Here is a 24,405-nt window from a genome sequence, read left to right as displayed (position 1 = left end):
CGGCGGCCGGCTCAGTCGAGCCAGCCGGCCACGTTTTCCTCGATCACCTGCGACAGCGCCGCGATATGCGCGTCGTCGTCGTTGAGGCAGGGGATATAGGTGAAATGCTCGCCGCCGGCCTCCTCGAAGCTCTCCTTGATCTCCTCGTTGATCTCTTCGAGCGTTTCGATGCAGTCGGCCGAGAACGCCGGCGCGCAGACCGCGATGTTCTTCTTGCCGTCCTCTTCGGCGAGGCGCGCGACCTCCTCGACGGTGTAGGGCTTCAGCCATTCCTCGGGCCCGAACCGCGACTGGAAGGTGGTCGTGATCTCGGTGTCGTCCCAGCCGAGCCGTTCCTTCAGCAGGCGCGTCGTCTTCTGGCACTGGCAGTGATAGGGGTCGCCCTCGAGCAGGTAGCGCTTCGGCACGCCGTGGTACGAGCAGACGAGGATATCCGGCCGGGTCTCCAGCTTCGCGTAGGCACGCTCGATCGACTGGGCGAGCGCCTCGATGTATTTCGGATGCTCGAAGTAGGGCGGCACGGTCCGCGCCACCGGTTGCCAGGTCTCCTGTTCCAACGCGCGGAAGAAGGCGTCGTTGGCGGTCGCCGACGTGGCGCCGGCGTAATGCGGATAGAGCGGGAAGAACAGGATCCGGCGGCAGCCGGACTCGACCATCTTGCGCACCTTGGAGCGGGTCGACGGGTTGCCGTAGCGCATGCAGAAATCGACCTCGACCTGGTCACCGTATCGCTCCGCCATCGCTTCGGCGATCTTGGCGGTCTGGTCCTTGGTGATGGTCATGAGGGGGCTCTCGCCCTTGTCCTCGTTCCAGATCGATTTGTACGCTTCCCCCGACGAAAACGGACGTTTCGTCAGGATCACCAGCTGCAAGAGCGGCTGCCACAGCCACGGAGAGTAGTCGATCACCCGGCGATCGGACAGGAACTCGTTCAGATACCGCCGCATCGACCAATAGTCGTAATTGTCCGGCGTCCCAAGATTGGCGAGCAGGATACCGACCTTCTCGGCCGGTACCTTCGGGTGATCGGCCGGGGCATGGGTGGGGCGAATGGCGGCTTTCGTGGCGTCCAGCATCGACTCGTATCCTTGTTCCCTGCCGTTTCTACGTAGCGAATCGGGCGTTCGGTTCAATCTCGGAGCTTCGTCTCCGCGCTGCCGAGTGCCTCGGCAAGGCTGTGCGTGGCCGATCCGGGGCGCAGCGGCTGCGGCTGGCTGTCGTCCGGTGCCCATCCGGTGAGCGCCACGAGCTCGAACGTCGCCGGCACGAACCCGTCGGTGTCGGCATACCCTTCGGCATAGAGCTCGGCCGCGCGCAGCAGCACCTGGCGGCGTGTGGGCCGGCGCGGGCGCGTGGTCAGCGCGTTGGCCTCGCCCATCGCGCGCAGGTCGCGCATCAGGTGCAGCGCATCGCGGTAGCGCACGGTCATGGTGAAGCCATCGGCGACTGGCAGCGCCAGTCCCGCACGCTGCAGCAGCGCGCCCAGATCGCGAATGTCGCCCATCGGAGCCACGCGCGGGCTGAGCCCACCGGCCACTTCGACCTCCGCCTGCCCGAGCGCAGCGCGCAGTTCCGACAGTGTCCGGCCACCGAACGCCGCGCCGAGGAACAGACCATCGGGTTTCAGCGCACGCCGCGACTGGATGATCTGACCCACGGGATCGTTCGCCCAGTGCATGGCGAGCGCATGGATCACAAGGTCATGCGCGCCCGGAACGAGATCGAGCGTCTCGGCGTCCGGCACGATCCGGGCGTCGGGCATCCGGTCCGCCCAAACCTCCGGGAACGGCGTCACGACGGCCGGAGCCGTAAAGGTTCTGTTAACCACGCTGAGGCGATCCTGCAGATCGTCCGCGGCGTGCTCGTGCAGGAACAGGGCGGGGTCGCTCCGCGCGCGCTGCCTGTTGCGGTCCAGCGCCGCACGGTCAGTCAATTCGGGCATGTCGGTCATGAGAGGGAAATAAGTGCGCGGCCTGCGCTTGCAAACGGCGATCCGCCTTGTCTACCCGCCGGCTTGCCTTGCCTGCGGCGGCCGTGTGGAGAGCGATTTCGGCCTCTGCGGGTCCTGCTGGGCCGACACGAGCTTTGTCGCCGGCGCGGTCTGCGACGCCTGCGGCACACCGCTGCCCGGCGGACCGGACGCCGCGGAAAGCGCCGGGCTGACCTGCGACGAGTGCCTGAAGATCCCGCGGCCCTGGGCGCGCGGCCGGGCCGCGTTGCTCTATTCCGGGGCAGGTCGAAAGCTCGTGCTCGGCCTGAAACACGGCGACCGCCACGATATCGCGCGCCCCGCCGCGACCTGGATGGCCAACGCGGCCGCGTCGCTTCTGCAGGCGGATACCGTTATCGTGCCCGTTCCGCTGCACACGCTGCGGCTGCTGCGGCGCCGCTACAACCAGTCGGCGCTCCTGTGCGCGGCGCTTGGGCACCTGACTGGCCATACGGTCGCGGTCGATGTCCTGAAGCGCGTGCAGCGGACACCGAGCCTCGACGGGCAGTCCCGGGACCAGCGGTTCGCCACGCTTGCGGGCGCTATCCGGGCGGACCCGCGCCGGGTGCACCTGGTCGCGGACCACCCCGTCCTGCTTGTCGATGACGTGATGACGAGCGGCGCGACACTGGCGGCCGGCACGGAGGCCCTCGTTGCCGCCGGCGCAACGGAGGTCTGCGTGCTGGCACTGGCGCGCGCGGCGCGCGATACCTAGATTTGCCCGGACAAGGGATATCAGAGGAATTTGCATGCAGTCCGTCGAAATCTACACATCGCCGCTCTGCGGCTTCTGCCACGCGGCCAAGCGCCTGCTGACGCAGAAGGGCGTGAGCTTTTCCGAGATCGACGTGCTAGCCGACCCAGGACGCAAGCCGGAAATGATCGACCGTGCCGGCGGCGCTCGAACGGTGCCCCAGATCTTTGTCGGCACCACCCATGTCGGCGGGTGCGACGAGCTTTACGCTCTTGACCGCGCCGGAAAGCTCGACCCGCTCTTGCAGGCCGCGTGACCCGCGCCGCACTCATTCAGCTCACGTCCTCGGACGATCCCGCCGCGAATATCGCGACAGTGCGCGACGTGCTGCGCGACGCAGTGGCCGATGGCGCGGCGTTCGTCCTGACCCCCGAAGTGACGAACTGCGTGTCGGCCAGCCGGACGCATCAGCGCGAGGTCCTGCGCCGGGAGGGCGAGGATCCGACGCTCGCTATGCTGCGCGAGGAAGCCGCCCGCGCCGGCATCTGGTGCCTTGCGGGGTCGCTCGCGCTGCAGGCCGATCCGCCGGAGGAGCGGTTCGTGAACCGCTCCCTGCTGATCGGTCCCGCGGGCGAGATCGCGGCCCGCTACGACAAGATGCACATGTTCGATGTTCAGGTGTCGGAGACCGAGACCTACCGTGAAAGCGCGGGTTATGCGCCGGGCGATCGCGCGGTGATCGCCGACACGCCGTTCGGCCGGATCGGGCTGACGATCTGTTACGATGTGCGCTTTCCCTATCTCTATCGCGCGCTCGCGCAGGCGGGCGCCGACATCCTGACGGTTCCCTCGGCGTTTTCGCCCGCGACCGGCCCGATGCACTGGGAGCCGCTTCTGCGCGCGCGGGCCATCGAGTGCGGCGCATGGGTCCTGGCGCCGGCGCAGACCGGCGCCCATGAAGCCGCTCGCGGCCGCCGGCGCGAGACCTGGGGCCACAGCCTCGCGGTGTCTCCGTGGGGCGAGGTCGTGGCCGACGGCGGCACCGCCCCCGGCACCACCTTCGTGGAGATCGACCGCGCGGCGGTGGACGATGCGCGCGCCAAGATCCCGGCGCTGACCCACGACCGCGCGTTCACCGGCCCCTGATGACAGAGCCCGCGGACCTTGCCGTTTCGCTGGTGAGCGAGATCATGGCCGCCGACCAATTGTTGCGCTCGCGTCTTGCGCGGGTTCTTCCGGCGCGGATGGAGCTGTCGCACTTCTCGGTTCTGAACCATCTGGCCCGCGTGGGTGGAGAGCGGACGCCGGCCCAGCTGGCGCGCGCCTTTCACCTCACGCGCGGCGCGATGACGAACACCCTCACCCGGCTCGACACGGCGGGTCACATCCACATCCGCCCGGATTGGGACGATGCGCGCCGCAAGCTCGTGGCGATCAGTCCGGCCGGCTTGCGCGCCCGCGACGAGGCGCTCGAGGCCATCGCCCCGCTTCTGGGGGAAACGGCGGAAGCTCTCGGCGACGATCGTCTGCGCGCCGCCTTACCGGTCCTGCGATCGTTGCGACAGGCGCTGGAGACACCGCCGGAGCGCTAGACCGGCCTCAGGCGGTGATGTCGCGCCGCGCCGTCACCGTATAGTTCACGGCAAGGTCCCGGTCCGACAGGCGGAACCCGCCTTTGGCCAGATCGGGGACCATGCCCTTGCGGTCGACGGGCGACAGCCCGCCGGCCGTCATCATCCCTTCGAGCTCGTCCGGACGAATGAAACGGTTCCAGTCGTGCGTGCCCCGCGGAAGCCAGCGCAGCACCCATTCCGCGCCGACGATGACCGCGGCGAAGGCGCGCGCCGTGCGATTGACCGTCGAGACGATCAGCAAGCCCCCTGGGGCGACCAGACGTGCGGCCGTCGCCACGAAGGCGTCGGGATCGGGCACGTGTTCCACGATCTCCATCGCCAGCACGGTATCGAAGCGTGCCTCGCCTTCGGAAAGGGCCTCGGCCGTTCCGGCGCGGTAGTCGATGGTCAGTTCCTGCGCCTCGGCGTGCGTCCGAGCGGCGGCGATGTTCGCCGCGCCCGCGTCGATGCCGGTGACGTGCGCGCCCAGACGTGCCATCGGCTCGGACATGAGGCCGCCACCGCAGCCGATATCGAGAACCGACAGCCCCGCCAGCGGATCGGCGGCGTCGAGATCACGCCCGAACTCGCCAGCGATCTGCGCCGCGACGTAGTCCAGACGGCAGGGCCCCATTGCGTGCAGGGGCGCCGCGCGACCCTTCGGATCCCACCACTCCGCGGCCATCGCCTCGAACTTCGCGACCTCCCTCGGGTCGACGCTGGTGTCGGTCATCGCGACGTATTTCCCATGGTCATTTCGTGTCCCTATCTCATATAGCTGGGGCATGGACAAAGACCTCGGTCAAAAGCGCGCGGTGCAATATCTCTATCCCCCGTTGGACCCGTTCGACCAACGGATGCTGGACGTCGGCGACGGGCACAGCGTCTATGTCGAGCAATGCGGCAACCCCCGGGGGCGCCCGGTCATCGTTCTGCACGGCGGACCGGGGGGCGGCTGCTCTCCGGCGATGCGGCGCTACTTCGACCCCAAGGTCTATCGCGTGATCCTGTTCGATCAGCGCGGCTGCGGACGCTCGCGTCCGCATGCGAGCGTGGAGAACAACACGACCTGGGATCTGGTGGCCGACATCGAGCGCATCCGCGACACGCTCGACCTCGGGCCGGTCGTCGTCTTCGGCGGGTCCTGGGGCGCGACGCTGGCGCTGATCTACGCGATCTCGCATCCCGACGCAGTGCGCCAGCTGGTACTGCGCGGCGTGTTCCTGATGACGGAGGACGAGCTCGACTGGTTCTATGGCGGCGGTGCGGGGCTGTTCTGGCCCGAGACCTGGGCGCGCTTCACCGATCTCATTCCCGAGGACGAGCGCGACGACATGATCGCCGCCTATCATCGCCGGCTTTTTTCCGGCGACATGCGGATCGAGACGAAGTTCGCGCGTGCGTGGTCGGCGTGGGAAAACGCGCTCGCCTCGGTTCAGTCCTCCGGACAGGGCGGCGAGGCGCCGGGCGATTATGCCCGCGCGTTCGCCCGGCTGGAGAACCACTACTTCACGCATCGCGGCTTTCTCGACGAGGACGGGTGGATCCTGAAGAACGTCGACCGGATCTCGCAGATCCCCGGCGCGATCGTCCAGGGCCGCTACGACATGATCTGTCCGCCGGTCCGCGCATGGCGTCTGGCGCGCGCGTGGCCGGCCGCCGACCTGCGGATGATCCGGAACGCCGGTCACGCCCTGTCGGAGCCCGGGATCAGCGCGGAACTCGTGCGGATCATGGATGAGATGATCCATTAACGACGCCCCGTGCGACGAGAGCGACACGAGCCTTCCCTTCTCTGACACTACTCGCTAACGTACGGCCTGTCCCAAGAAAACGGCCGACAACAGGCTCCGTGTCAAACGTCCTACGCATCATTCTCCAGCGTCTCGCCCTCGGTCTGCTGACGCTCTTCGTGGTCTCGGTCGTGATCTTCGCAGCGGTGAACCTGCTGCCGGGCGATTTCGCACAGGTCATCCTCGGGCAGGGCGCCACACCACAGGCCGTGGAGTCGATCCGCCGCGATCTGGGTCTCGATCAGCCCGTCGTGCTGCGATACTTCGACTGGCTCGGGGGCGCGCTCACCGGCGATCTCGGCACATCGTTCGCGCAAGCCAACTTTGCCAGCTTCGTCGGCGAGGGCGCCGCGCGCGGCACGACCGTGATGCAGCAGATCGCGCCGCGGTTCGCGAACACCATGTTCCTCGCCGGCGTGACCGCCCTCATCGCGGTGCCGTTCGCCGTGGGCCTCGGCATCCTCGCCGCGCTCTACCGCAACACGGCGTTCGACAAGGGCGCCAACGTTTTCGCCCTCACCTCGATCAGCTCGCCGGAGTTCTTCCTCGCCTACGTTCTGATCCTGTTTCTGGCCGTGCTGAACCCGATCCTGCCGTCGCTGTCGAACATCTATGCCGGCATGGGCCTCGGCGAACGGCTCGAGCGAACGCTCCTGCCGGCGCTGACCCTGACGCTCGTGGTCACCGCGCACATGATGCGGATGACCCGCGCGGCAATCATCAACCTCCTGGCCAGCCCCTACATCGAAATGGCCCGCCTCAAGGGCATGAGCCCGATGCGCGTGATCGTGAAGCACGCGCTGCCGAACGCGCTGGCGCCCATCATCAACGTGATCGCGATCAACCTCGCCTATCTCATCACCGGCGTGGTCGTGGTCGAGGTCGTGTTCGTCTATCCCGGCATCGGCCAGCTCTTCGTGGACAGCGTGAAGATCCGCGACATTCCCGTGGTTCAGGCCTGCTGCCTGATCTTCGCGGCCGCTTATATCCTCCTCAATCTCGTGGCGGACATTCTCTCGATCCTGTCGAATCCACGGCTGAGGCATCCGAAATGACGACCCTTCTCGGCTTTCTCGGCGTTCTGGCCGCGCTTCTGGTTGCGGCCTTCGCAGCCCGCGCCGCCGGCCAACGGACGTCGAACGCGTATCTGCGCGACATGACCTTCGCCGGCGCGTTCGGGTGGATGCTTCTCCTCGCGGCGCTGGCCGGGGGCGTCTACCTCTATGCCTTCGTCGACGGCGCGGTGTTCTTTCGCTGGGCGGTGCAGTTCTTCGCGGTGGCGGCGGTGGCGGCCTTCCTCTTTCGCCTGGCTGGCCGCAGCGTCGGGACCGAGGCGACAAAGAAGGGCTTTCGGCAAATGCCGCTGACCGCGTCCTTCGGCCTGCTGACCATCCTGCTCTACGCGCTGACCGCGATCCTCGCGCCCCTACTCGCCCCGTACGGCCAGTCTGAGGTGGTCGGAACGGTCAACATGCTGCCGGGCGGCGACCCGGCGACCGGCGGCGATCCGGCGCACCCGCTCGGCACCGACCAGATCGGGCGGGATCTGCTGTCGCGCCTGATCTACGGCGCCCAGAACACCGTGGGCATCGCGTTCGCCACGACGTGCATCGCGTTCTTCGTGGGCGGCGCGCTCGGTTTCCTTGCCGCGACGATCGGCGGTTGGTTCGACAACATCCTCAGCCGCGCGGTCGACGTGCTGATGGCGATCCCGTCGCTGATCTTCGCGCTGCTCCTGATGACGATCGCCAGCGCCTGGGCGGGCAACCAGCAATGGCAGCTGACGCTCTACATGATCTTCATCATCGCGCTGATCGACTCCACGCGGGTCTTCCGCCTTGCCCGCGCCGTCGGGCAGAACATCGTCGTGATGGATTACATCGAGGCCGCGAAACTGCGCGGCGAAGGACTGTCCTATCTCATCTTTCGCGAGATCCTGCCCAACGCGACCGCGCCGCTCCTCGCCGAGTTCGGTCTGCGCTTCTGCTTCGTGTTCCTGACCATCGCCGCCCTGTCCTTCCTCGGGGTCGGCATCCAGCCCCCGTTGGCCGACTGGGGCACGATGGTGCGCGACCTCGCGCAGTTCATCAATTTCGCCGCCTTCTCGCCGCTGGCCGCAGCCTTGCCGCTGATGGCGGCGGGGGCGATCGCACTGCTGACCGTGGCGGTCAACTTCGTCGTCGACTGGGTGTTGCACCGCTCCTCGGGGCTGAAGGATTGAGGCCATGACCGAACCGCTGCTGAAGATCCGCGGCCTGACGCTCGAGGGATTGTCGGACGAGACCTGGACACAGATCGTCAACGGCGTCGATCTCGACCTGCACCGCGGCGAGGTGCTGGGCCTGATCGGCGAGAGCGGCGCGGGCAAGTCGACGATCGGTCTCGCGGCGATGGGTTTCACACGAGACGGCGTGCGAATTTCGGGCGGCAGCGTGGAATTCGACGGCATCGACCTCGTGAACGCCCGGATGGGCGTGAAGCGCGACCTCCTCGGCAAGCGCATTGCCTATGTCGCGCAATCGGCGGCGGCGAGTTTCAATCCCGCGCACAAGCTGATCGATCAGCACACCGAGGCGCCGGTCGAACACGGCGTGATGAACGAGAAGGAAAGCCAGGAGGACGCGATGCGTCTCTACGAGCGGCTGCGCCTTCCCAATCCCGAGGAGATCGGCTTCCGCTATCCGCACCAGGTCTCTGGCGGGCAGCTGCAGCGCGCGATGACGGCGATGGCGATGTCGTGCCGCCCCGACCTCATCATCTTCGACGAACCGACGACGGCGCTTGACGTGACGACGCAGATCGAGGTGCTGGCCGCGATCCGCGACATCGTGGAGCAATTCGGCACCGCCGCGATCTACATCACCCACGATCTCGCGGTCGTGGCCCAGATGGCCGACCGCATCAAGGTCCTGTTCCGGGGCGACGAGGTGGAGGAAGCGGCGACCCGCACCATGCTCGACTCGCCGCAGGAGGACTACACGCGGTCGCTGTGGGCGGTTCGCAGCTTCGAGCGGCCCGAGAAGCCCGCGCCCGCCGCCGGCGCGGTACCGGTCATCTCGGTCGACGCGATCGATGCGTTCTACGGTGACGTCCAGGTCCTGCGAGGCGTGAGCTTCGACATCCACGAAGGTCGCACCGTCGCGGTCGTCGGCGAAAGCGGGTCGGGCAAGTCGACCGCCGCGCGCTGCATCACCGGGCTCCTGCCGCCGCGCAGCGGCGTCATCCGTCTCGATGGCGAGGAACTGCCGCTCGATTATCGCAAGCGGTCGAAGGAACAGCTGCGCCAGATCCAGATGATCTATCAGATGGCCGACACCGCGCTCAATCCGCGCAAGACGATCGGAGAGATCATCGGCCGGCCCGTCGAGTTCTACCGCGGCCTGAAAGGGGCGAAGCGGCGCGACCGCGTGGCCCAGCTTCTGCACGAGATCGAGCTGCCGCCGGGCGAATACATCGACCGTCTGCCCTCCGAGCTTTCGGGCGGGCAGAAACAGCGGATCGGGATCGCGCGCGCACTGGCCGCCGAGCCCAAGTTCATCATTTGCGACGAGGTCACGTCGGCGCTCGATCAACTTGTCGCGGAGGGCATCCTGCGGCTGTTGGCACGACTGCAGGATGAGCGCAAACTGTCATACATGTTCATTACACACGACCTCGCCACGGTGCGCGCCATCTCGGACGAGGTGGTGGTCATGAAGGACGGCGAGGTTGTCGAGCAGGGTCCGAAGCGCGAGATGTTCTCGCCGCCCCATCACCCCTACACCGACCTGCTGCTGAGCTCGGTGCCCGAGATGGATCCCGACTGGCTGACCAATCTCCTCGAGGAGCGCGGCCGCGACAACATCGGCGATGCCGCCGTGAACAAGATGGCTTAACCTGAGCGCCGCCACGGCGCCAAGAACCGGACCGCGACGGGCCGGACACGACGACAAGGGAGACGACCACATGACTTCGATTTCGAGACGCGGACTACTTCGAACCGGTGCCGCCGCCGGTGTGCTGGCGGCCACCGGCCTGCCGATCCGGGCCCAGCAGGCCAAGCGCGGCGGCCGGCTGGTCGTGGGCCTGTCGGGCGCCAACACCTCCGACAGCTGGGACGGCCGGACCCATTCCGACGTCTTCATCATTTCCGCGGCCCAGGGCGCGGTGTTCGACAGCCTGACCGAGGTCGCCGCCGATGGCAGCCTCGTGGGTGAGCTCGCCACAGACTGGGAAGCGTCGTCCGATGCCAAGACCTGGACCTTCAACCTTCGCCAGGGCGTGACCTTCCATAATGGCAAGCCGTTCGGCGCCGACGACGTGATCGAGTCGCTCCAGCTGCACGTGGCCGAAGGCTCGAAATCGGCAGCCGCACCGCTGGTCGAGCCGATCGCCGAGATGAAGAAGCTCGGCGAGCACCAGGTTCAGTTCGTGCTGAACGCCGGCAACGCCGACTTCCCATACCTGATGTCGGACTATCACCTGCTGATCTACCCCGCGGGCCAGATCGAGGAGGCGATCGCGCAGGGCATCGGCACCGGCCTTTACCGCAATGTCAGCCTCGATCCGGGCGTGCGCTGGGTCGGCGAACGCGTTGAGAGCCACTACAAGGATGGCGAGTTCGGCTGGTTCGACGAGATCGAATTCATTGCGATCAACGACAACACGGCCCGCATGAACGCACTGCTGACCGGGCAGGTCGACGCGATCAACCGCATCGACTTCAAGACCGAGCAGCTTCTGCGCGCGAACCCCGCGGTGCGGATCCAGGAAGTGACGGGCAACCAGCACTACACCTTCCCGATGCTCACCAACATCGCGCCGTTCGACGACGTGAACGTGCGCAAGGCGCTCAAGCACGGCATCAACCGCCAGGAAATGCTGGAGAAGGTGCTGTTCGGTCACGGCCAGATCGCCGCAGACAGCCCGATCGGCCCCGCGAACCAGTACATGGCCGAACTCGATCCGATTCCGTACGACCCCGACCAGGCAAAGTACTACCTGCAGCAGGCCGGGCTCGACTCGATCGACGTCAATCTCTCGGCCTCTTCGGCCGCGTTCGAGGGGGCGGTCGACGCGGCCCAGCTCTACCAGGCCTCGGCCTCCGCGGGCGGCATCAACATCAACGTCGTTCAGGAGCCGGCGGACGGCTACTGGTCTAACGTCTGGATCAAGAAGCCGTGGTGCGCCTGCTACTGGTCTGGACGCGCGACCGAGGACTGGATGTTCTCTTCGGCCTACCAAGAGGGCGTGGCCTGGAACGACAGCCAGTGGGACAGCGAGGACAACGAGCGCTTCCAGAACCTTCTGGTCGAGGCCCGCGCCACGCTCGAGCCCGCGCTGCGCCGCGAGATGTACGGCGAGATGCAGCAGATCCTGCGCGACGAGGGCGGCGTCGTCATCCCGATGTTCGCGAACTGGGTGCAGGCCGTATCCAACAAGGTGGCGACCCCGGACACCATCGGCAACCTCTGGCAGATGGACAACTCGCGCCTCGCCGAACGGTGGTGGATGGCCTGATCGGTCGACGCCCTCTGGCATTCGACGCCCCGCGCAGTGCGCGGGGCGTTTTTCGTTTTGAATATGCGCGATTCGGGACGCGACGTGCTACCGTTCCGGTCGAGTGAAGCGGCGCCATGCCCGCGCCGTGACAGGAGAGCCCGATGCCCCAGCCCGATTTCGACCGCCTCGTCTTATTCGGCGACAGCCTGACCGACGCCGGAGAGATCTTTCGCCTGACGAGCGAGGTTCTCGCGATCCCGTTCCCGCTCGAGAGCGCGGGCTACGCGGGCGTGCTGTCGAACGGGCCTGTCTACAGCCAGACCCTGCCCGATCTGCTCGGCGTCGATTCCGAGGTCTTCGCCGTGGCGAGCGCGCAGGCCGTGGGCGAGCGGCCGCTGTGGCAGGTGCTGGGTCTCGATGATCCTAATCCGCCGTTCGACGGCGCCCTTGTCGCGCCGCTGATCCTGCCGGACACCACCGCGGACGACCTGTCCTTCGACGTCAATCTCGGCGCTCAGGTCGACCGGTTCCTCGCGGAACCGATCGAGGGCGACACGGCGGCGTCCTTCCTGATCGGCCTCAACGACGTGTCCCGGCTCGATCTGGAGGATCCGGGCGCACTCTTCGACGCGATCACGCTTCTGAACAACGTGGTCGAGAGCACGCGCGCGGCGGCGCAAGCCGTCGTCGACAGCGGCGCGGCCGATACGGTGATCCTCTACAGCTTCCCGAACGCGGCCTTCCTGCCCGGCGCGGCAGACCTCGATCCGGTCGCGGTCGCGGCGCTCGATGTTTTCGTCGGGCTGCACGAGGTGGCGCTGCGCGATCTCGCCTCGGATCTCGAGGATGACGGCGCCGACGCGATGGTCGTCGATCTGAATGCGCTGACCGCCGAGATCGACGCCGACATGGCCGCCTTTGGACTCGAGGCGAAAGGCCCTGTGCTGCTCGGCACCGGCACCGATCCTCAGATCATTTTGCCGGCCGACCCGGGCGATCTGCCGACGCTGTTCTTCCCGGAAGACCCCGCGGTCGCGGGGCTGGATCCGGCTCAGGTCCAGTTTTTCGATTTCCTGCACCCGACGACGGCGGTGCACGACGTCTTCGCCGTCTACAGTGCCGCCGCGATCACCCGCGAGACTCATGTCCTGTCGGAATTCACGTCGATCCGGCTCTTCGATGGCGACGATCACCTGATCCTCGCCCGCGGCGGCAGCGACTTCATCACCTTGGGCGGCGGCGACGACATCGCGCTCGGCGGGACGGGCAACGACACGGTGTTCGGCAACGGCGACGAAGACCTTATCCTCGGCGGGTCGGGCCGCGACGACGTGCGTGGCGGCACGGGCGACGATCTCTTGGCCGGTGGCCCGGGTCGCGACCGGCTGACCGGCGGCAGCGACGACGACACCATGATCGGCGGAACCGGCGACGACCGGGTCGACGGCCGCTCGGGCGACGACGTGTTTGTCTGGGCGCCGGGCGACGGCGACGACACGATCATCGGCGGCAGCGGAAACGACACTCTCTATCTCGCCGAATCGGCGGAGACCGCCGCGGCGCTGGCCGACGCGGAGTCGGGCCGGTCCTTCTGGGAAGCGTTCTTCGGCACCTGGGACCTGGGCGATCTGGGCCTCAGCGTGTCCGGGATCGAGAAGGTCCGGCTCTTCGCGTCGCTCGAGGAGATCCCTGGCGGCAGCGACGGTGCGCTGGCCGACGCGGATCTCTGGGGCGTGGTCTGAGAGACCTCAGACCGGGAGGCGCACCACGTTCGCGTCGGTGCGCCCCAACGCCTCGTTCACGCGCAGGGCGATATCGGCGGCGGTCAGGCCGGCATCGGCGTACATCTCTGCCGGGCTCGCCTGTTCGATCAGGCGGTCGGGCAGGGTCATCGTCCGAACCGCCAGACGTCCATCGAGAAGCCCGTCGCGCGCCATCGCCTCCAGAACATGCGCCCCGAAGCCACCGCCGGCGCCCTGCTCCAGCGTCACCAGGGCGGCGTGATGCCGCGACAGGTTTCGGATCAGGTCCATGTCGAGCGGCTTGGCAAAGCGCGCGTCGGCGACCGTGGCGGTGATCCCCTCGGCCGCCAGCATGTCGGCGGCGGCCAGCGCTTCGGACAGATGCGCGCCGAGCGACAGGATCGCCACGTCCGCGCCCTCGCGCACGATTCGCCCCCGCCCGATTTCGAGCACTTCACCCCGCTCGGGCAGATCGACGCCGGTGCCCGCGCCACGCGGGTAGCGGAACGCGATCGGGCCGGCGTCATGCGCCAGCGCGGTTTCGACCATGTGGCACAGCTCGGCCTCGTCGGCCGCGGCCATGACCGTGAAGCCGGGAAGGCAGCTCAGGTAGGCGAGGTCATAGGCGCCCGCATGAGTCGCACCGTCGGCGCCGACGAGGCCGGCGCGGTCGATGGCGAAACGCACCGGCAGCCGCTGAAGCGCCACATCGTGCACCACCTGGTCATAGCCGCGCTGAAGGAAGGTCGAGTAGATCGCGCAAACGGGTTTGAGGCCAGCGGCCGCGAGGCCGGCGGCGAAGGTGACGCCGTGCTGCTCGGCGATGCCCACGTCGAACACCCGCGCCGGAAAGCGCTTGGCCATGATATCGAGCCCGGTACCCGAGGGCATCGCCGCGGTGATCGCGCAGACGTCGGGATTCCGTGCCGCAGCGTCGGTCAGTGCCTGGCCGAAGACCTTGGTATAGGCCGGAGGGCCGCCCTTGCCCTTCTTCTGCGTTCCGCTCTCGACGTCGAACTTCGCCACGCCGTGATACTTGTCGGCGCTGGTCTCGGCCGGCGCGTAGCCCTTGCCTTTCACGGTGCAGCAATGGATCAGGACCGGCCCTGTCGCGCGCATTCGCGCTGCACGCAGGACGCTCAGAAGCTGGCCCATGTCGTGCCCGTCGATCGGCCCGATGTAGTCGAAGCCGAGTTCCTCGAAGAGCGTGCCGCTTCCGGTGCCGGTCACGAGCTGGCGCGCCCGCCGCGCGCCGTCGCGCATCGGCGCGGGCAACGCGGCCTCCATGCCCTCGGCCAGCGCGCGCATGTCCGAAAACGGGGCCGTGCCCCAGAGCCGCGAGAGATAGGCCGACATGGCGCCGACCGGCGGTGCGATCGACATCTCGTTGTCGTTGAGGATGACGAACAGCCGGCGCCCTTCTGCGCCCGCGTTGTTGAGCGCCTCGTAGGCCATGCCCGCGCTGATCGCGCCATCGCCGATGACCGCGATGGCATCGCCGGTCGCTTTGCCCATGTCACGACCGACGGCGAAACCGAGCCCGGCCGAGATCGAGGTGGAGCTGTGCGCCGCGCCAAAGGGATCGAATTCGCTCTCGCTGCGCTTGGTGAAGCCCGAAAGCCCGTCCTTCTGGCGCAAGGTACGGATACGGTCGCGACGTCCGGTCAGGATCTTGTGCGGGTAGCACTGGTGCCCGACATCCCAGATCAGCTTGTCCCTCGGAGTGTCGAACACCGCGTGGATCGCCACCGTGAGCTCCACGACGCCGAGCGAGGATCCGAGATGCCCGCCGGTTTCACTGACCGCCGAGATCGTCTCGGACCGAAGCTCACGCGCGAGGCGCGACAGGTCAGTGTCGGTCAGGCGCCGCAGGTCCGCCGGCGATGCCACGCGGTCGAGAATCTGTGTGTCGGGTCTCTGGGTCATGGCCGCCTCCTCCTGACGGGTCGGTGACGCGCTAACGGATGCGGGGCGCGTCTTCGGCTGATTGGCGCCACGCCTCGAATGCTGGATGCGCATTTCGGCGTGGCGCCGGTCCTGCAGCCAACAGGACGGAAACCGGGGGTCTTGCGGCCCCCGATCACCACGACGCCTGGGAAGAGGACGCCGCGGATCCGCGGGCGCGCGGGGCCGAAGCCCCGCGTGCGTCACTCGTAGACCGGGTCTCCGGTCGTCGCGAGCTCGGGCCAGTCGGCGATCACGTTCATGCCCTGCAGCGGCTGCTGATAGCCCTGGTGGCAGGTCTTGCACGCGGCCTTGGGCGCGTCGCCGTGAACCGGGCCGAGCCGGTTCTCCGGGTACACGTCCTTCAGCGGCACGAGGTAGTCGTTGTTCATCTCGAGCACCATCGCGATGCCGAGGCTCTCGGTCGCCCATTGCGGCGTCACCTGCCCGCCGTCGTAGAAGGCGCGCGAGTTGTGACAGAACACGCAGTTCACCCCGAGAGAGTTCGAGACGTAGTTCATCAACGAATAGGTCCGCTCCGCATCCTGCCACGTCGCCGTGTTGGGGTCGGTCGGATCGCTGTCGACATGCGACGAGTAGTCGTGAACGCCGATCGGGTTGTCCTCGAGAAGGTAGCTCTCGAGCGCGTCGGAGGGCAGCGAGGTGTACTGCGACTGCATGGTCACGCGGTTCTGCACCGCACCCCAGCCCTCCATCGTGTCGCCGAGCGGCGTGAGCCTGAACCAGATGTTCTCCGGCACGTTGTTGCCGCGGTGGCAGGTGTAGCAGTTCACGCCCACTTCCTGCTGCGCGTTGACGTGACCGCCCCAGTTCTCGTTGATGTTCTGGGTCATCTGGATCATCCGGCGCGACACCATCTTGGTGTAGAGATCGTCGGATGCGTAGGTCTCCAGCCCGCCGTTGCCGTGGCAGTAGGCACAACCCTGTTCGGGCGACACCCACTGCGTGATGGCCAGCATCACGCGGTTGAAGTTGTCCTCCGTCAGACCGTCGAGCACCTGCACGTTCTCGTAGACGTCGCCGGCGAGGGGGGCGCCCTCCTCCACGGGATAGGGCGCCTCCGTGTAGTAGTCGACGATCGTCGGATCGACGTCGGTGATCTCGCTGACGAATTCCACCTGCGCCATGCCCGTCCCGGCGGGGCCGGTCTGCATCGACTTCGTCGCGAACGGCTGGCCGGCCGAGATCAGGAGGGCCGCGATGACGACCGCGCCGCCGACGGCACCCACGAGGATCGCGGGGCCATAGATGTCGACGGGACGATCCTTGTTCCAGTCATTGAACCACTTCGGAAGCATGGATCATTCTCCTCCCTCTGCACCGCCCTGGCCGATGAAGCCTTCGTAGCTGTAGCCGTAGGCCTCGTAGCCGTAGGCGCCGTCGTAGCTCGGAGCGAAGTGGTGCTCTTGCGCCCAGATGAACCAGTTATCGACGACGGTGCCGGTGAGCAGGATCCCGATCCCGCCGGTTATCGGCGTCAGGACCGCGAACCACCACGCCCAGCGGTGAATGCCCTCCATCGTGGCGTTGAACCCCATGGTCCAGCGCCAGAACAGGGCCGCGCGCTCGGACGCGGTGCCGCGATCCACGATCTGCTCGAGCTCACGGTCGCCCCCGTAGCGGCAGACGGCGAGGATCGTGCCGCCGTGCATCGCGAAGAGCAGGACGGAGCCGTAGAGGAACACGATCGAGAGACAGTGGAACGGGTTGTAGTAGAGGTTGCCGTAGCGAATGGAGAACGCCGTGGTCCAGTCGAGGTGCGGGAAGATGCCGTAGGGCACCGCCTCGGACCACGATCCCATGAGGACCGGGCGGAAGAGGCCCAGCACGAGGAACAGCCAGATCGCAGAGCCGAAGGCCCAGAAGACGTGCTTGCCCATCTTCTGCTCTTTCGCCAGCAGCCACGAACGGGCCCACCAGGTCATCACCGACACGAGCAGGAAGAAGCTCGCGATGATGTACCACCCGCCGTCGTAGAGCGGCGGGATCCGCAGCCCGTATTCCGGGCTCGGCGGCTCGAGCGCGAGCCAGAACCCCTGCCGGATGAACTCGGGGATCGACCAGTTCACCTGCGCCAGCATGTTGAAGCCGACGATGTTGAGCGCGATGATGAACGTCGCAGCCGACACGAGCCCCGTCCAGCCGAGGTAGATCGGCCCGATCTGCGCGTTGCCGAGCCAGCCGGCCAGGGACGAGAAGAAGGGCTTGAGCGCGCGCTCCTCCATCATCCGGCCGTTGTCGTTCATCCCCCACTCCGGGGTGCCCTGCACCTGCGTCTGGGTGAAGATGTTCTGATATTCGACTTTCCAGACCATGGGTCACACTCCCCCGTTCGCGAAGGGGCCCCAGATCGGCATCTCGAGCCACCAGTTCCACCATTCGGGCCAGCCCTTGGTCCAGACGGGCCCGGAGATGATGATGCAGACCGCCGACCAGAAGCCGGCATTGATGGCGAGGAGGAACCCCAGCCGGTGAATGCCCAGCGTGCCCACCGAGTAACCGATGAAGTCGCGGAAGAACGTGTCCTCGTGGTCGGGCGTCTTCATGACCTCGCCCTTCTCGGGGTTCGCCGCCGAGAGGATGAGCGCGCCGTGCAGCGCGAGCGCCAGCGTGGTGGTGAAGAACAGGGTCACCGCCAGCATGTGCGCCGGGTTGTAGTGGAAGTGGAGATACGCGTAGCCGACGTTCGACACCCAGTCGAGGTGGCTGAAAATCCCGTACGGGAAGGCATGCCCCCACGCACCCATCAGCAGAGGGCGGAACACCTCGAGCGTGAGGTAGGCGAGGATCGCGACGCTGAAGGCGAAAGGCACGTGATAGCCCATGCCGAGCTTGCGGCAGATCTCCACCTCGCGCAGCGCCCACGAGATGAACGCGCCCGTCGCGCAGATCGTGATGACCTGCCAGAGCCCGCCCTCCATCAGTGGCGCCGCGCCGAGCCCGTAGCTGAGGTCCGGCGGCGGGATGTTGATGAGCCAGGGGTTGAAGGTGCCCTGGTGGGCGGCCCCCCAGAAAATGAGAATTGTCCCGAGCAGGGCGAAAAAGGCGGTCGTGACCCCGAAGAAGCCCACGTAGAAGGGCCCCACCCAGAAGTCGAAGAGATCGCCCCCGATCAGCGTCCCGCCCCGGACGCGATATTTCTTTTCGAAGCTGAGCAAAGCCATCTTCCGTCTCCGCGTTTGGCGGCTCGCCGCAACAGGGGCCGGGCCGTCTGTACCTACTTGCGTTTGCCGCGGGCGGGGGTGGCGTCAGCCTCCCGTCGTCCGCCCGCGGCGGTCGTGTCACCGGTGTAGCGGCACGGGCTCTCGGCCCGCGCCGGGCTCATCAGCCTGCGCCGCCGGCGGCGGCGGCCGTCTCGAACCAGTTCACGCCGTTCGACAGAACGACGAGATGGATCATGACGGCGAGCAGGAAGAGGAAGACACCCTGCGCCACGAACACGCGGCGCGGGTCGAAAATGAGCCAGATCTTGTAGAACTTTGCCATTTCCCGCTCCTCAGAACCACGGACGCCAGATGAAGGTGGCCAGATGAGCCACCACTGCGACCGCCGAGAACAGCCAGAGGCCGCTCATGTAGACGGAATGCAGTTCCTGCGCCTGCTCGTCGGTGAGACCTGTGAAGGACAGGTCGGTCGGATCAGCCATGAACTTTCCTCCGGAACGTTATGCTGACGCCGCGACACCCTCGCGGCCGGGTCCCGTCGGGCGCGCGCGCCCTCCAGGCTGTCCGCCCCGAGCAAGAGGCGGCCAGTTCGGTCACTCGGCTCAGGCCGAGAAAAGGATCGGCGTGATCCGGTCCGCTTCGGCCCACGCCCGGGCCAGCGGCCCGTGCAGGTTGAGCGTCTGCTTGCGGAACACGTCGAGAAGCCAGCTTCCCGTGGCGAACGGGATCGCCAGCACGAAGATCAGGCTGAAATAGACAAGAAACTCGGCCCCGCGCTTGTTCACGCGGCGACGCGGCATGTCGGTGGTGAAATCGGTCATGAGGACCCTCCCTGGCTTGGATCGAGGGCCTGCACCGTCTCGCGCACGACGCGGTCGGCCCCTTGTTTCAGCGCTTCGGCCTCGGCGGCGTCGCGCAATGTCTTGGCTGCGGAAATGCGGGTCAGCACCGGATGCGTGGCGACGATCCGGTCGAGCTCGGCTTGCGCGTCGGCGTCCCAGGCCATGTCGCGGCGCAATGGCGTCGGCGTGGCGTCTCCGGCATCCATCGCACTGCCGAGCGGCAGGATGTGGAACAGCGCGTCGAAGAGCCCGTTGCACACCTCCTGCAGAAGGTAGGTCGCGCCGGCATAGCCCATCATCGGTGTGCCGGTGTGCCGGCGGATCGCCGCGCCCGGAAAGCTGGCCGGGATGAAGGCTGGCTGCGGTCCGTGCCCGCCGCGCGTTTCGGCGAGGTACATCTTCTCGTTGATCGAGCCGAGCACGACGATCGGACGCTCGCGCGAGATCATCGCGCGCACGCTGTCGTTGTCGGTCTTCTTGCCCGCAACGCGGGCCACCGCAAAGGCGCAGGGCAGTCCGAGATCGCCCTCGAGGTAGTTGCGGATGCCGCGCGTGTAGGTCTCGTTCGCGACGATCCCGAAATTCGCGGTCGCGAAGAAATCCTGCGTGACCGACCGCCACAGATCCCAGACCGGCTTCAGCGTCGAATGCTTCTCGCGCTCGATGAACGGTTCGGGGTCGAGTCCGAGCATCTCGCCCAGCCGCCGCAGGAACAGCGTCGTGGACTCCATCCCGATCGGCGCCTGCAGGTAGGGCTTGCCCAGCACCTCCGCGAGCCCGCGGCCGAACTCGCGGTACATCACCACGTTGGCGTCGGCGTTCACCAGGTTGCGCATCTCGGCGAGGTGCGCGCCTATCGGCATCACCATGTTGACCTCGGCGCCGATGCCTTCGACGAGGCGCCGGATCTCGGCGAGGTCGGAGGGCATGTTGAACGTGCCGTACATCGGCCCGAGGATGTTCACACGCGGGGGCGCGTCGTCCTCGCGCTTGGCCTCGGGCGGCATCCGGCCCTTGGTCATGCCCCACTCGGTGAAGATCCAGGTCATGGCGCGGTCCGCCGCCTGCCACTGATCCTCGTCGATGGTGCGCGGCAAGAACCGCTGCAGGTTGGTGCCCTCGGGCGTGACCCCGCCGCCGATCATCTCCGCGATCGAGCCGGTGACCACGACCGCCGGAAGCGCCGGGTCGAGACAGCCCCAAGCACGCTTCATCGCGCCCTCGGTGCCCTCGCGGCCAAGCTCCTCCTCGCCGAGACCGGTCACCACGATCGGAAGCTCGTGCGGCGGCAGCGCGTCGGTGTAGTGCAGCACCGATGTCACCGGCAGGTTCTCGCAGCCCACCGGGCCGTCGATCACCACCTGCAGGCCCTTCACCGCGCAGAAGGCGTAGACCGCACCCCAGTAGCCGCCGGCCCTGTCATGGTCCTGAATCAGCATCCCGCATCTCCCCCGGCAGGGGCCCGCAGGGCGGCGTTCGGTATCGTGCGCAGCGCCATCATCAGATCATCTCCTGCGCGCGGCGCGCCTTGGCGGCACGATCGAGCTTCTTCTGGTTGGTGCGGCGGAAATCGTCACGCAGGTTCGGCGCGCCTTCCCAGACACCGGCGCTGTCGCCTGTGCCGACGCCCTCGAAGAACGCCCGCATCCGGTCCATGCGCTCGCGCCCGCCGATCGCGGCATTGACCACCTGCGCCAGCGGGCCGGCGCCCGCGGCACCCATCAGCGGCCGCGCCGAGATCAGGTTCGTGAAGTAGAGCCCAGGGATCCCGCGCTCCTTGGCCGCCTGCACGACCGGCGTGGTGCCGATGGCGAGGTCGGGATCGGCCGCCTCCATCGCCGCGATGTCGTCTTCGAGCGACGCGCGAAAGCGCACGCGGCAGCCCCGCGCCTCGAGCCAGGCGGCATCCTCCTCCGACCAGCGCGACCGGGCGCAGGCGGTGCCGACATAGGGCACCTCCGCCCCGCTCTCGATCAGGAGCCGCGCCACCAGAAGTTCCGAGCCCTCGTAGCCCGACAGCGTGATGCGACCCGAAATCGGTGCCGCGGCCAGCGCATCCTTCACGCCCGGGAGGATGGCGTTCTGCGCGGCCGCGGCCGTCGCCTTCGGCACGCCGAAGACATCCGCAATCCGGCCCAACCACGCGGCCGTTCCCTCGTATCCCACGGGCGCGGAGCCGATCACCGGCCTTCCCGCCGTCTCGAACACGCGCACACTGGCGCTGTAGAACGGGTGCAGCGCCGCGACGGCGCCGCAATCGAGCGCGGCATAGAGCTCGCGCCATTCCCGGCACGGCACCACCGGCCCGGCCGCAAGGCCGAGCGGATCGAGCAGCGCGCCGATCGTCATCGGGTCCGCCGGGAACATCTCCCCGAGGAGCGTGACCGTCGGCCGGTCGCTCACCCGCGCCTCCGGCGCCGCCACCGGCCCGGCCTCGACCTCCGTCCGCGCATAGTCCAGCATCGCGCCCGCCAGCACGTCCTTGGCCTCCGCGTGCGTCGGCACGCCGAAGCCCGGCACGTCGATCCCCACCACCCGGACGCCGTCGATCTCCTTCGGCAGAAGCCGCAGCGGCACGCCCGACGCGGTCGGCACACAGAGATTGGTCACGACGATCGCGTCGCGCTTGTCGGGATCCGCGAGCTCGTGCACCGCCGCGCGGATGTCCTCGAAGAGCTTGCCTGTCACCAGTGTCTCGGAATCGAACGGCACATAGCCGACCGACCGGCGCGCGCCGTAGAAGTGGCTGACGAAGGACAGCCCGTAGACGCAGCACGCCGAGCCCGACAGGACCGTCGCGACCCGCTTCATCCGCAGGCCCACGCGCAGCGACCCGAAGGCCGGGCACATGCTCTGCGGCTTGTCGTGCGGGCCCTGCGGATAATCTTCGGCATACCGGTCGAGGATGTCCGACGCGCCGGCCCGGCGCGCCGCCGCGTCCATCTCCGCGCCCGCGTGACAGCCGTGCCCGTCGACGGGGGCCGCGTCCTGGCTCTCCGTCCGTCCGGTCTCGTCGTCTCTCGCTTCGTCGGTCACGTCGACCCCATCTTCTTCTTGGTCCAAATCCTCCGGGGGTCCGGGGGCAGCGCCCCCGGTCCGGCGGCGTCTCTCACGCCTCGTCGTAGATCACCTCGAGCGACGGCTTCGGCTCGGCGTACTTGCCGCGCATGTCGGCGTCGGTCGCCGGCTCGAGAACCACGCCGGCGCCGGTGTCGGAACCGTCGAAGAGGTCGAGAAGGCCGTCCTGGTCGAGCGGCGTCGGTCGCACCGGCGGGGCCAGCGACACCGCCTCGGCGAGTCCCGCGAACAGCGATCCCCAGCGCGACTCCGCCGTGCCGACGATCTGGTAGTTCGCCGATTTCTTGCGCAGGTCGTCGTCCTGCGGAATCGCGGCGAGAACGGGAATGTCGACCGCTTCGGCAAAGGCCTGCGCCTCGCCCGAGCCGTCGTCCTTGTTCACCACCAGCCCCGCAACGCCGACATTGCCGCCGAGCTTGCGGAAGTACTCCACTGCCGAACAGACGTTGTTCGCCACGTAGAGGGATTGCAGGTCGTTCGAGCCGACCAGGATCACCTTCTGCGCCATGTCGCGCGCGATCGGCAGTCCGAAGCCGCCGCAGACCACGTCGCCGAGGAAGTCGAGCAGGACGTAGTCGAAGTCCCAGTCGTGGAAGCCGAGCTTCTCCAGAAGCTCGAACCCGTGGATGATGCCCCGACCGCCACAGCCGCGGCCGACCTCGGGACCGCCGAGTTCCATCGCGAAGACGCCGCCGCGCTTGAAGCAGACGTCGCCGATCGCGACCTCCTCGCCGGCAAGCTTCTTCTTGGTCGAGGTCTCGATGATCGTCGGACAGGCCTTGCCGCCGAACAGCAGCGACGTGGTGTCCGATTTCGGATCGCAGCCGATGAGCAGCACGCGCTTGCCCTGCTCGGCCATCATGTGGCTCAGGTTGGCCAGCGTGAAGGACTTGCCGATACCGCCCTTTCCGTAGATCGCGATGATCTGCGTTTCCTTGGTGGCTTCCTGCGGAATCACGTCGGCGAGATCCTCGTTGGCCTCGTCGCGCAGCCGCTGGTCGAAGTCCTTCAGGTTGGGAACTTCGTCCTTCATGCCGTGTCCTTCCAGTCGAGTATCATCTTGAGGCAGGCGGGGTCGTCGAACGCGGTGGTATAGGCGGTCGCGGCGTCTGTCGCCGGCCGCCGGTGCGTCACGAGCCCGCCGAGCGACAGGGTGCCGCTCTCGATCAGCGCTCGGGTGGCGCCGAGGTCGTCCGCGGTCCATTCCGCGGCGATCCGCAGCCGCGCCTCCTTCATGAAGGCGGGCGCGAAGGCAAAGCTCGGGCGGTCCTTGTAGAACCCCGCGAGCACCAGCTCGCCGCCCTTGGCGAGCCGTCCGATCAACGTGTCGATAAGGGCCGCATCGCCCGACGCGTCGTAGATTGCGCGATAATCGCGGCGCGGGTCGTCTTCCGGCGCGATCACCGGGTACCCGGTGGCGCCGTCGCGCCGGCCGGCATCGGTGTCCCAGACGACCGGGGCGGGCGCGCCGGCGGCCAGCGTCAGCCGCGCCAGCAGCCGGCCGAGGACGCCGTGACCGACGATCAGCTCCGGCAGCTCGGTGCGCAGGCCCGCCAGTGCGTGGCGTGCAGTGGCGGCGAGCGCGAGAAGCGCGCCCTCGGGCCCGTGGCCGCGTTCGATGCGCGTCACCCGAGCCGCGTCGGCGACGATATGCGCGGCTGCGCCGCCGAACAGGCCGTGCGCGCCATCATAGCAATTGGCGCCGGGAACGAAGACGTGGTCGCCAGCCGTGAACCCGCTTTCGGGCCCCGCCTCCACGACTTCGCCTGCTGCCTCGTAGCCGGGCACCAGAGGGTAGCCCATGCCCGGGAACGGCGGCATCTCACCGGTCCAGAACAGCTTCTCGGTCCCTGTCGAGATGCCCGAATGGGCAATTTCGACCACCACGTCGCGCGGGCCGGGGTCGGTGAGCGTCAGATCGGCCAGGACGAGATCGCGCGGGCGCTGAAGAAGCACGGCATTGGTCTGCATGTCACCCTCCCTCGCCTTTGGCGCTGCGTCACCCGATATCGCCGTCTCGGCGCCCCTCCCGGGTGTCTAGCG

At 67.6% G+C, this 24,405-nt stretch carries 24 protein-coding genes; 10 read left to right on the top strand and 14 right to left on the bottom strand.

Annotated features, from left to right (window positions below):
• Positions 1-11: 11 nt before the first annotated feature.
• A complete protein-coding gene (hemH, locus tag ROJ8625_RS14215) occupies positions 12-1,076 on the bottom strand; it encodes a ferrochelatase (protein WP_085792569.1) in 1,065 nt (354 codons plus the stop codon).
• 53 nt (positions 1,077-1,129) lie between these two features.
• Entirely contained in the window at positions 1,130-1,951 is an 822-nt protein-coding gene (locus tag ROJ8625_RS14210) for a methyltransferase domain-containing protein (RefSeq protein ID WP_085792568.1), read from the bottom strand.
• 13 nt (positions 1,952-1,964) lie between these two features.
• Between ROJ8625_RS14210 and ROJ8625_RS14205 the strand changes: the two genes are divergently transcribed.
• From ROJ8625_RS14205 to ROJ8625_RS14190, 4 genes are read left to right on the top strand one after another with little or no spacing between them, the layout of a single operon-like run.
• Positions 1,965-2,705: a ComF family protein gene (locus tag ROJ8625_RS14205; protein ID WP_306372291.1), complete on the top strand. Its 741-nt coding sequence runs from the start codon at positions 1,965-1,967 to the stop codon at positions 2,703-2,705.
• A gap of 34 nt (positions 2,706-2,739) precedes the next feature.
• Positions 2,740-3,000 (top strand): glutaredoxin 3, encoded by a 261-nt coding sequence (grxC, locus tag ROJ8625_RS14200; protein ID WP_085792567.1) that lies wholly within the window; start codon positions 2,740-2,742, stop codon positions 2,998-3,000.
• The gene (locus ROJ8625_RS14195) at positions 2,997-3,830 is read left to right on the top strand and encodes a carbon-nitrogen hydrolase family protein (protein WP_085792566.1); all 834 of its coding nucleotides are present in this window, start codon (positions 2,997-2,999) and stop codon (positions 3,828-3,830) included. The genes grxC and ROJ8625_RS14195 overlap by 4 nt, the downstream gene beginning before the upstream one ends.
• Complete coding sequence (locus tag ROJ8625_RS14190; RefSeq protein ID WP_085792565.1) at positions 3,830-4,276, top strand: MarR family winged helix-turn-helix transcriptional regulator; 447 nt, start codon at positions 3,830-3,832, stop codon at positions 4,274-4,276. Before ROJ8625_RS14195 ends, ROJ8625_RS14190 begins: the two co-directional genes overlap by 1 nt.
• Positions 4,277-4,283: 7 nt before the next feature.
• Here the strand turns inward: ROJ8625_RS14190 and ubiG are convergent, their stop codons facing one another.
• On the bottom strand, positions 4,284-5,030 hold the full coding sequence (gene ubiG, locus ROJ8625_RS14185) for a bifunctional 2-polyprenyl-6-hydroxyphenol methylase/3-demethylubiquinol 3-O-methyltransferase UbiG (RefSeq protein WP_085792564.1): 747 nt from the start codon (positions 5,028-5,030) through the stop codon (positions 4,284-4,286).
• A 52-nt stretch (positions 5,031-5,082) separates the two neighbouring features.
• On the opposite strand from ubiG, the gene pip reads away from it, so the two are divergent.
• The 6 genes from pip (at position 5,083) to ROJ8625_RS14155 (ending at position 13,313) form a co-directional block, all read left to right on the top strand.
• Positions 5,083-6,051, top strand: a complete 969-nt coding sequence (pip, locus tag ROJ8625_RS14180; RefSeq protein WP_085792563.1) for a prolyl aminopeptidase — start codon at positions 5,083-5,085, stop codon at positions 6,049-6,051.
• A 98-nt stretch (positions 6,052-6,149) separates the two neighbouring features.
• Positions 6,150-7,145 carry an ABC transporter permease gene (locus tag ROJ8625_RS14175; protein ID WP_085792562.1) on the top strand — a complete coding sequence of 332 codons (996 nt, stop codon included), beginning with the start codon at positions 6,150-6,152 and terminating at the stop codon, positions 7,143-7,145.
• The gene (locus ROJ8625_RS14170; RefSeq protein WP_085792561.1) at positions 7,142-8,311 is read left to right on the top strand and encodes an ABC transporter permease; all 1,170 of its coding nucleotides are present in this window, start codon (positions 7,142-7,144) and stop codon (positions 8,309-8,311) included. Before ROJ8625_RS14175 ends, ROJ8625_RS14170 begins: the two co-directional genes overlap by 4 nt.
• 4 nt (positions 8,312-8,315) lie before the next feature.
• Complete coding sequence (locus ROJ8625_RS14165) at positions 8,316-9,965, top strand: ABC transporter ATP-binding protein (RefSeq protein ID WP_085792560.1); 1,650 nt, start codon at positions 8,316-8,318, stop codon at positions 9,963-9,965.
• Between the two features lie 70 nt (positions 9,966-10,035).
• On the top strand, positions 10,036-11,589 hold the full coding sequence (locus ROJ8625_RS14160; protein ID WP_085792559.1) for an ABC transporter substrate-binding protein: 1,554 nt from the start codon (positions 10,036-10,038) through the stop codon (positions 11,587-11,589).
• A 143-nt stretch (positions 11,590-11,732) separates the two neighbouring features.
• Positions 11,733-13,313 carry an SGNH/GDSL hydrolase family protein gene (locus ROJ8625_RS14155; RefSeq protein ID WP_085792558.1) on the top strand — a complete coding sequence of 527 codons (1,581 nt, stop codon included), beginning with the start codon at positions 11,733-11,735 and terminating at the stop codon, positions 13,311-13,313.
• 6 nt (positions 13,314-13,319) lie between these two features.
• On the opposite strand, the gene dxs is transcribed toward ROJ8625_RS14155, so the two are convergent.
• The 11 genes from dxs to bchC all read right to left on the bottom strand — a co-directional run bounded on the left by dxs (position 13,320) and on the right by bchC (position 24,333).
• Complete coding sequence (gene dxs, locus ROJ8625_RS14150; protein ID WP_085792557.1) at positions 13,320-15,239, bottom strand: 1-deoxy-D-xylulose-5-phosphate synthase; 1,920 nt, start codon at positions 15,237-15,239, stop codon at positions 13,320-13,322.
• A 221-nt stretch (positions 15,240-15,460) separates the two neighbouring features.
• Positions 15,461-16,576 carry a photosynthetic reaction center cytochrome PufC gene (gene pufC, locus ROJ8625_RS14145; protein WP_085792556.1) on the bottom strand — a complete coding sequence of 372 codons (1,116 nt, stop codon included), beginning with the start codon at positions 16,574-16,576 and terminating at the stop codon, positions 15,461-15,463.
• A 3-nt stretch (positions 16,577-16,579) separates the two neighbouring features.
• Positions 16,580-17,593 (bottom strand): photosynthetic reaction center subunit M, encoded by a 1,014-nt coding sequence (pufM, locus tag ROJ8625_RS14140; protein ID WP_085792555.1) that lies wholly within the window; start codon positions 17,591-17,593, stop codon positions 16,580-16,582.
• Positions 17,594-17,596: 3 nt separating this feature from the next.
• A complete protein-coding gene (gene pufL, locus ROJ8625_RS14135) occupies positions 17,597-18,442 on the bottom strand; it encodes a photosynthetic reaction center subunit L (RefSeq protein ID WP_085792554.1) in 846 nt (281 codons plus the stop codon).
• A gap of 160 nt (positions 18,443-18,602) precedes the next feature.
• Positions 18,603-18,764 carry a light-harvesting antenna LH1, alpha subunit gene (gene pufA, locus ROJ8625_RS14130; protein ID WP_037259287.1) on the bottom strand — a complete coding sequence of 54 codons (162 nt, stop codon included), beginning with the start codon at positions 18,762-18,764 and terminating at the stop codon, positions 18,603-18,605.
• A 10-nt stretch (positions 18,765-18,774) separates the two neighbouring features.
• On the bottom strand, positions 18,775-18,924 hold the full coding sequence (gene pufB, locus ROJ8625_RS14125; protein ID WP_037259290.1) for a light-harvesting antenna LH1, beta subunit: 150 nt from the start codon (positions 18,922-18,924) through the stop codon (positions 18,775-18,777).
• 120 nt (positions 18,925-19,044) lie between these two features.
• Entirely contained in the window at positions 19,045-19,263 is a 219-nt protein-coding gene (gene pufQ, locus ROJ8625_RS14120; RefSeq protein ID WP_085792553.1) for a cytochrome PufQ, read from the bottom strand.
• Positions 19,260-20,723, bottom strand: coding sequence for a chlorophyllide a reductase subunit Z (gene bchZ, locus ROJ8625_RS14115; protein WP_085792552.1), 1,464 nt, complete (start codon positions 20,721-20,723; stop codon positions 19,260-19,262). Before bchZ ends, pufQ begins: the two co-directional genes overlap by 4 nt.
• Before the next feature lie 61 nt (positions 20,724-20,784).
• Positions 20,785-22,320: a chlorophyllide a reductase subunit Y gene (gene bchY, locus ROJ8625_RS14110; RefSeq protein WP_234984274.1), complete on the bottom strand. Its 1,536-nt coding sequence runs from the start codon at positions 22,318-22,320 to the stop codon at positions 20,785-20,787.
• 73 nt (positions 22,321-22,393) lie between these two features.
• On the bottom strand, positions 22,394-23,395 hold the full coding sequence (locus tag ROJ8625_RS14105) for a chlorophyllide a reductase iron protein subunit X (protein WP_085792551.1): 1,002 nt from the start codon (positions 23,393-23,395) through the stop codon (positions 22,394-22,396).
• Positions 23,392-24,333, bottom strand: a complete 942-nt coding sequence (gene bchC, locus ROJ8625_RS14100) for a chlorophyll synthesis pathway protein BchC (protein WP_085792550.1) — start codon at positions 24,331-24,333, stop codon at positions 23,392-23,394. Before bchC ends, ROJ8625_RS14105 begins: the two co-directional genes overlap by 4 nt.
• Between the last annotated feature and the right edge of the window lie 72 nt (positions 24,334-24,405).

The sequence above is a fragment of the Roseivivax jejudonensis genome (assembly GCF_900172265.1).
Classification (GTDB): Bacteria; Pseudomonadota; Alphaproteobacteria; order Rhodobacterales; family Rhodobacteraceae; genus Roseivivax; species Roseivivax jejudonensis.
The sequence above is the reverse complement of the archived record's forward strand: the minus strand, read 5'-3'. Positions and strand labels throughout refer to the sequence as shown.

What these genes read in the sequence shown, in the direction of transcription:
- ROJ8625_RS14165 (WP_085792560.1), top strand. Translation starts at nt 8,316, where the DNA reads ATGACCGAACCGCTGCTGAAGATCCGCGGCCTGACGCTCGAGGGATTG.
- ROJ8625_RS14210 (WP_085792568.1), bottom strand. Translation starts at nt 1,951, where the DNA reads ATGACCGACATGCCCGAATTGACTGACCGTGCGGCGCTGGACCGCAAC.
- pip (WP_085792563.1), top strand. Translation starts at nt 5,083, where the DNA reads ATGGACAAAGACCTCGGTCAAAAGCGCGCGGTGCAATATCTCTATCCC.
- pufC (WP_085792556.1), bottom strand. Translation starts at nt 16,576, where the DNA reads ATGCTTCCGAAGTGGTTCAATGACTGGAACAAGGATCGTCCCGTCGAC.
- ROJ8625_RS14160 (WP_085792559.1), top strand. Translation starts at nt 10,036, where the DNA reads ATGACTTCGATTTCGAGACGCGGACTACTTCGAACCGGTGCCGCCGCC.
- bchZ (WP_085792552.1), bottom strand. Translation starts at nt 20,723, where the DNA reads ATGCTGATTCAGGACCATGACAGGGCCGGCGGCTACTGGGGTGCGGTC.
- grxC (WP_085792567.1), top strand. Translation starts at nt 2,740, where the DNA reads ATGCAGTCCGTCGAAATCTACACATCGCCGCTCTGCGGCTTCTGCCAC.
- pufQ (WP_085792553.1), bottom strand. Translation starts at nt 19,263, where the DNA reads ATGACCGATTTCACCACCGACATGCCGCGTCGCCGCGTGAACAAGCGC.
- ROJ8625_RS14170 (WP_085792561.1), top strand. Translation starts at nt 7,142, where the DNA reads ATGACGACCCTTCTCGGCTTTCTCGGCGTTCTGGCCGCGCTTCTGGTT.
- pufM (WP_085792555.1), bottom strand. Translation starts at nt 17,593, where the DNA reads ATGGTCTGGAAAGTCGAATATCAGAACATCTTCACCCAGACGCAGGTG.
- pufB (WP_037259290.1), bottom strand. Translation starts at nt 18,924, where the DNA reads ATGGCTGATCCGACCGACCTGTCCTTCACAGGTCTCACCGACGAGCAG.
- hemH (WP_085792569.1), bottom strand. Translation starts at nt 1,076, where the DNA reads ATGCTGGACGCCACGAAAGCCGCCATTCGCCCCACCCATGCCCCGGCC.
- bchC (WP_085792550.1), bottom strand. Translation starts at nt 24,333, where the DNA reads ATGCAGACCAATGCCGTGCTTCTTCAGCGCCCGCGCGATCTCGTCCTG.
- ROJ8625_RS14190 (WP_085792565.1), top strand. Translation starts at nt 3,830, where the DNA reads ATGACAGAGCCCGCGGACCTTGCCGTTTCGCTGGTGAGCGAGATCATG.
- ROJ8625_RS14155 (WP_085792558.1), top strand. Translation starts at nt 11,733, where the DNA reads ATGCCCCAGCCCGATTTCGACCGCCTCGTCTTATTCGGCGACAGCCTG.
- dxs (WP_085792557.1), bottom strand. Translation starts at nt 15,239, where the DNA reads ATGACCCAGAGACCCGACACACAGATTCTCGACCGCGTGGCATCGCCG.
- ubiG (WP_085792564.1), bottom strand. Translation starts at nt 5,030, where the DNA reads ATGACCGACACCAGCGTCGACCCGAGGGAGGTCGCGAAGTTCGAGGCG.
- pufL (WP_085792554.1), bottom strand. Translation starts at nt 18,442, where the DNA reads ATGGCTTTGCTCAGCTTCGAAAAGAAATATCGCGTCCGGGGCGGGACG.
- pufA (WP_037259287.1), bottom strand. Translation starts at nt 18,764, where the DNA reads ATGGCAAAGTTCTACAAGATCTGGCTCATTTTCGACCCGCGCCGCGTG.
- ROJ8625_RS14105 (WP_085792551.1), bottom strand. Translation starts at nt 23,395, where the DNA reads ATGAAGGACGAAGTTCCCAACCTGAAGGACTTCGACCAGCGGCTGCGC.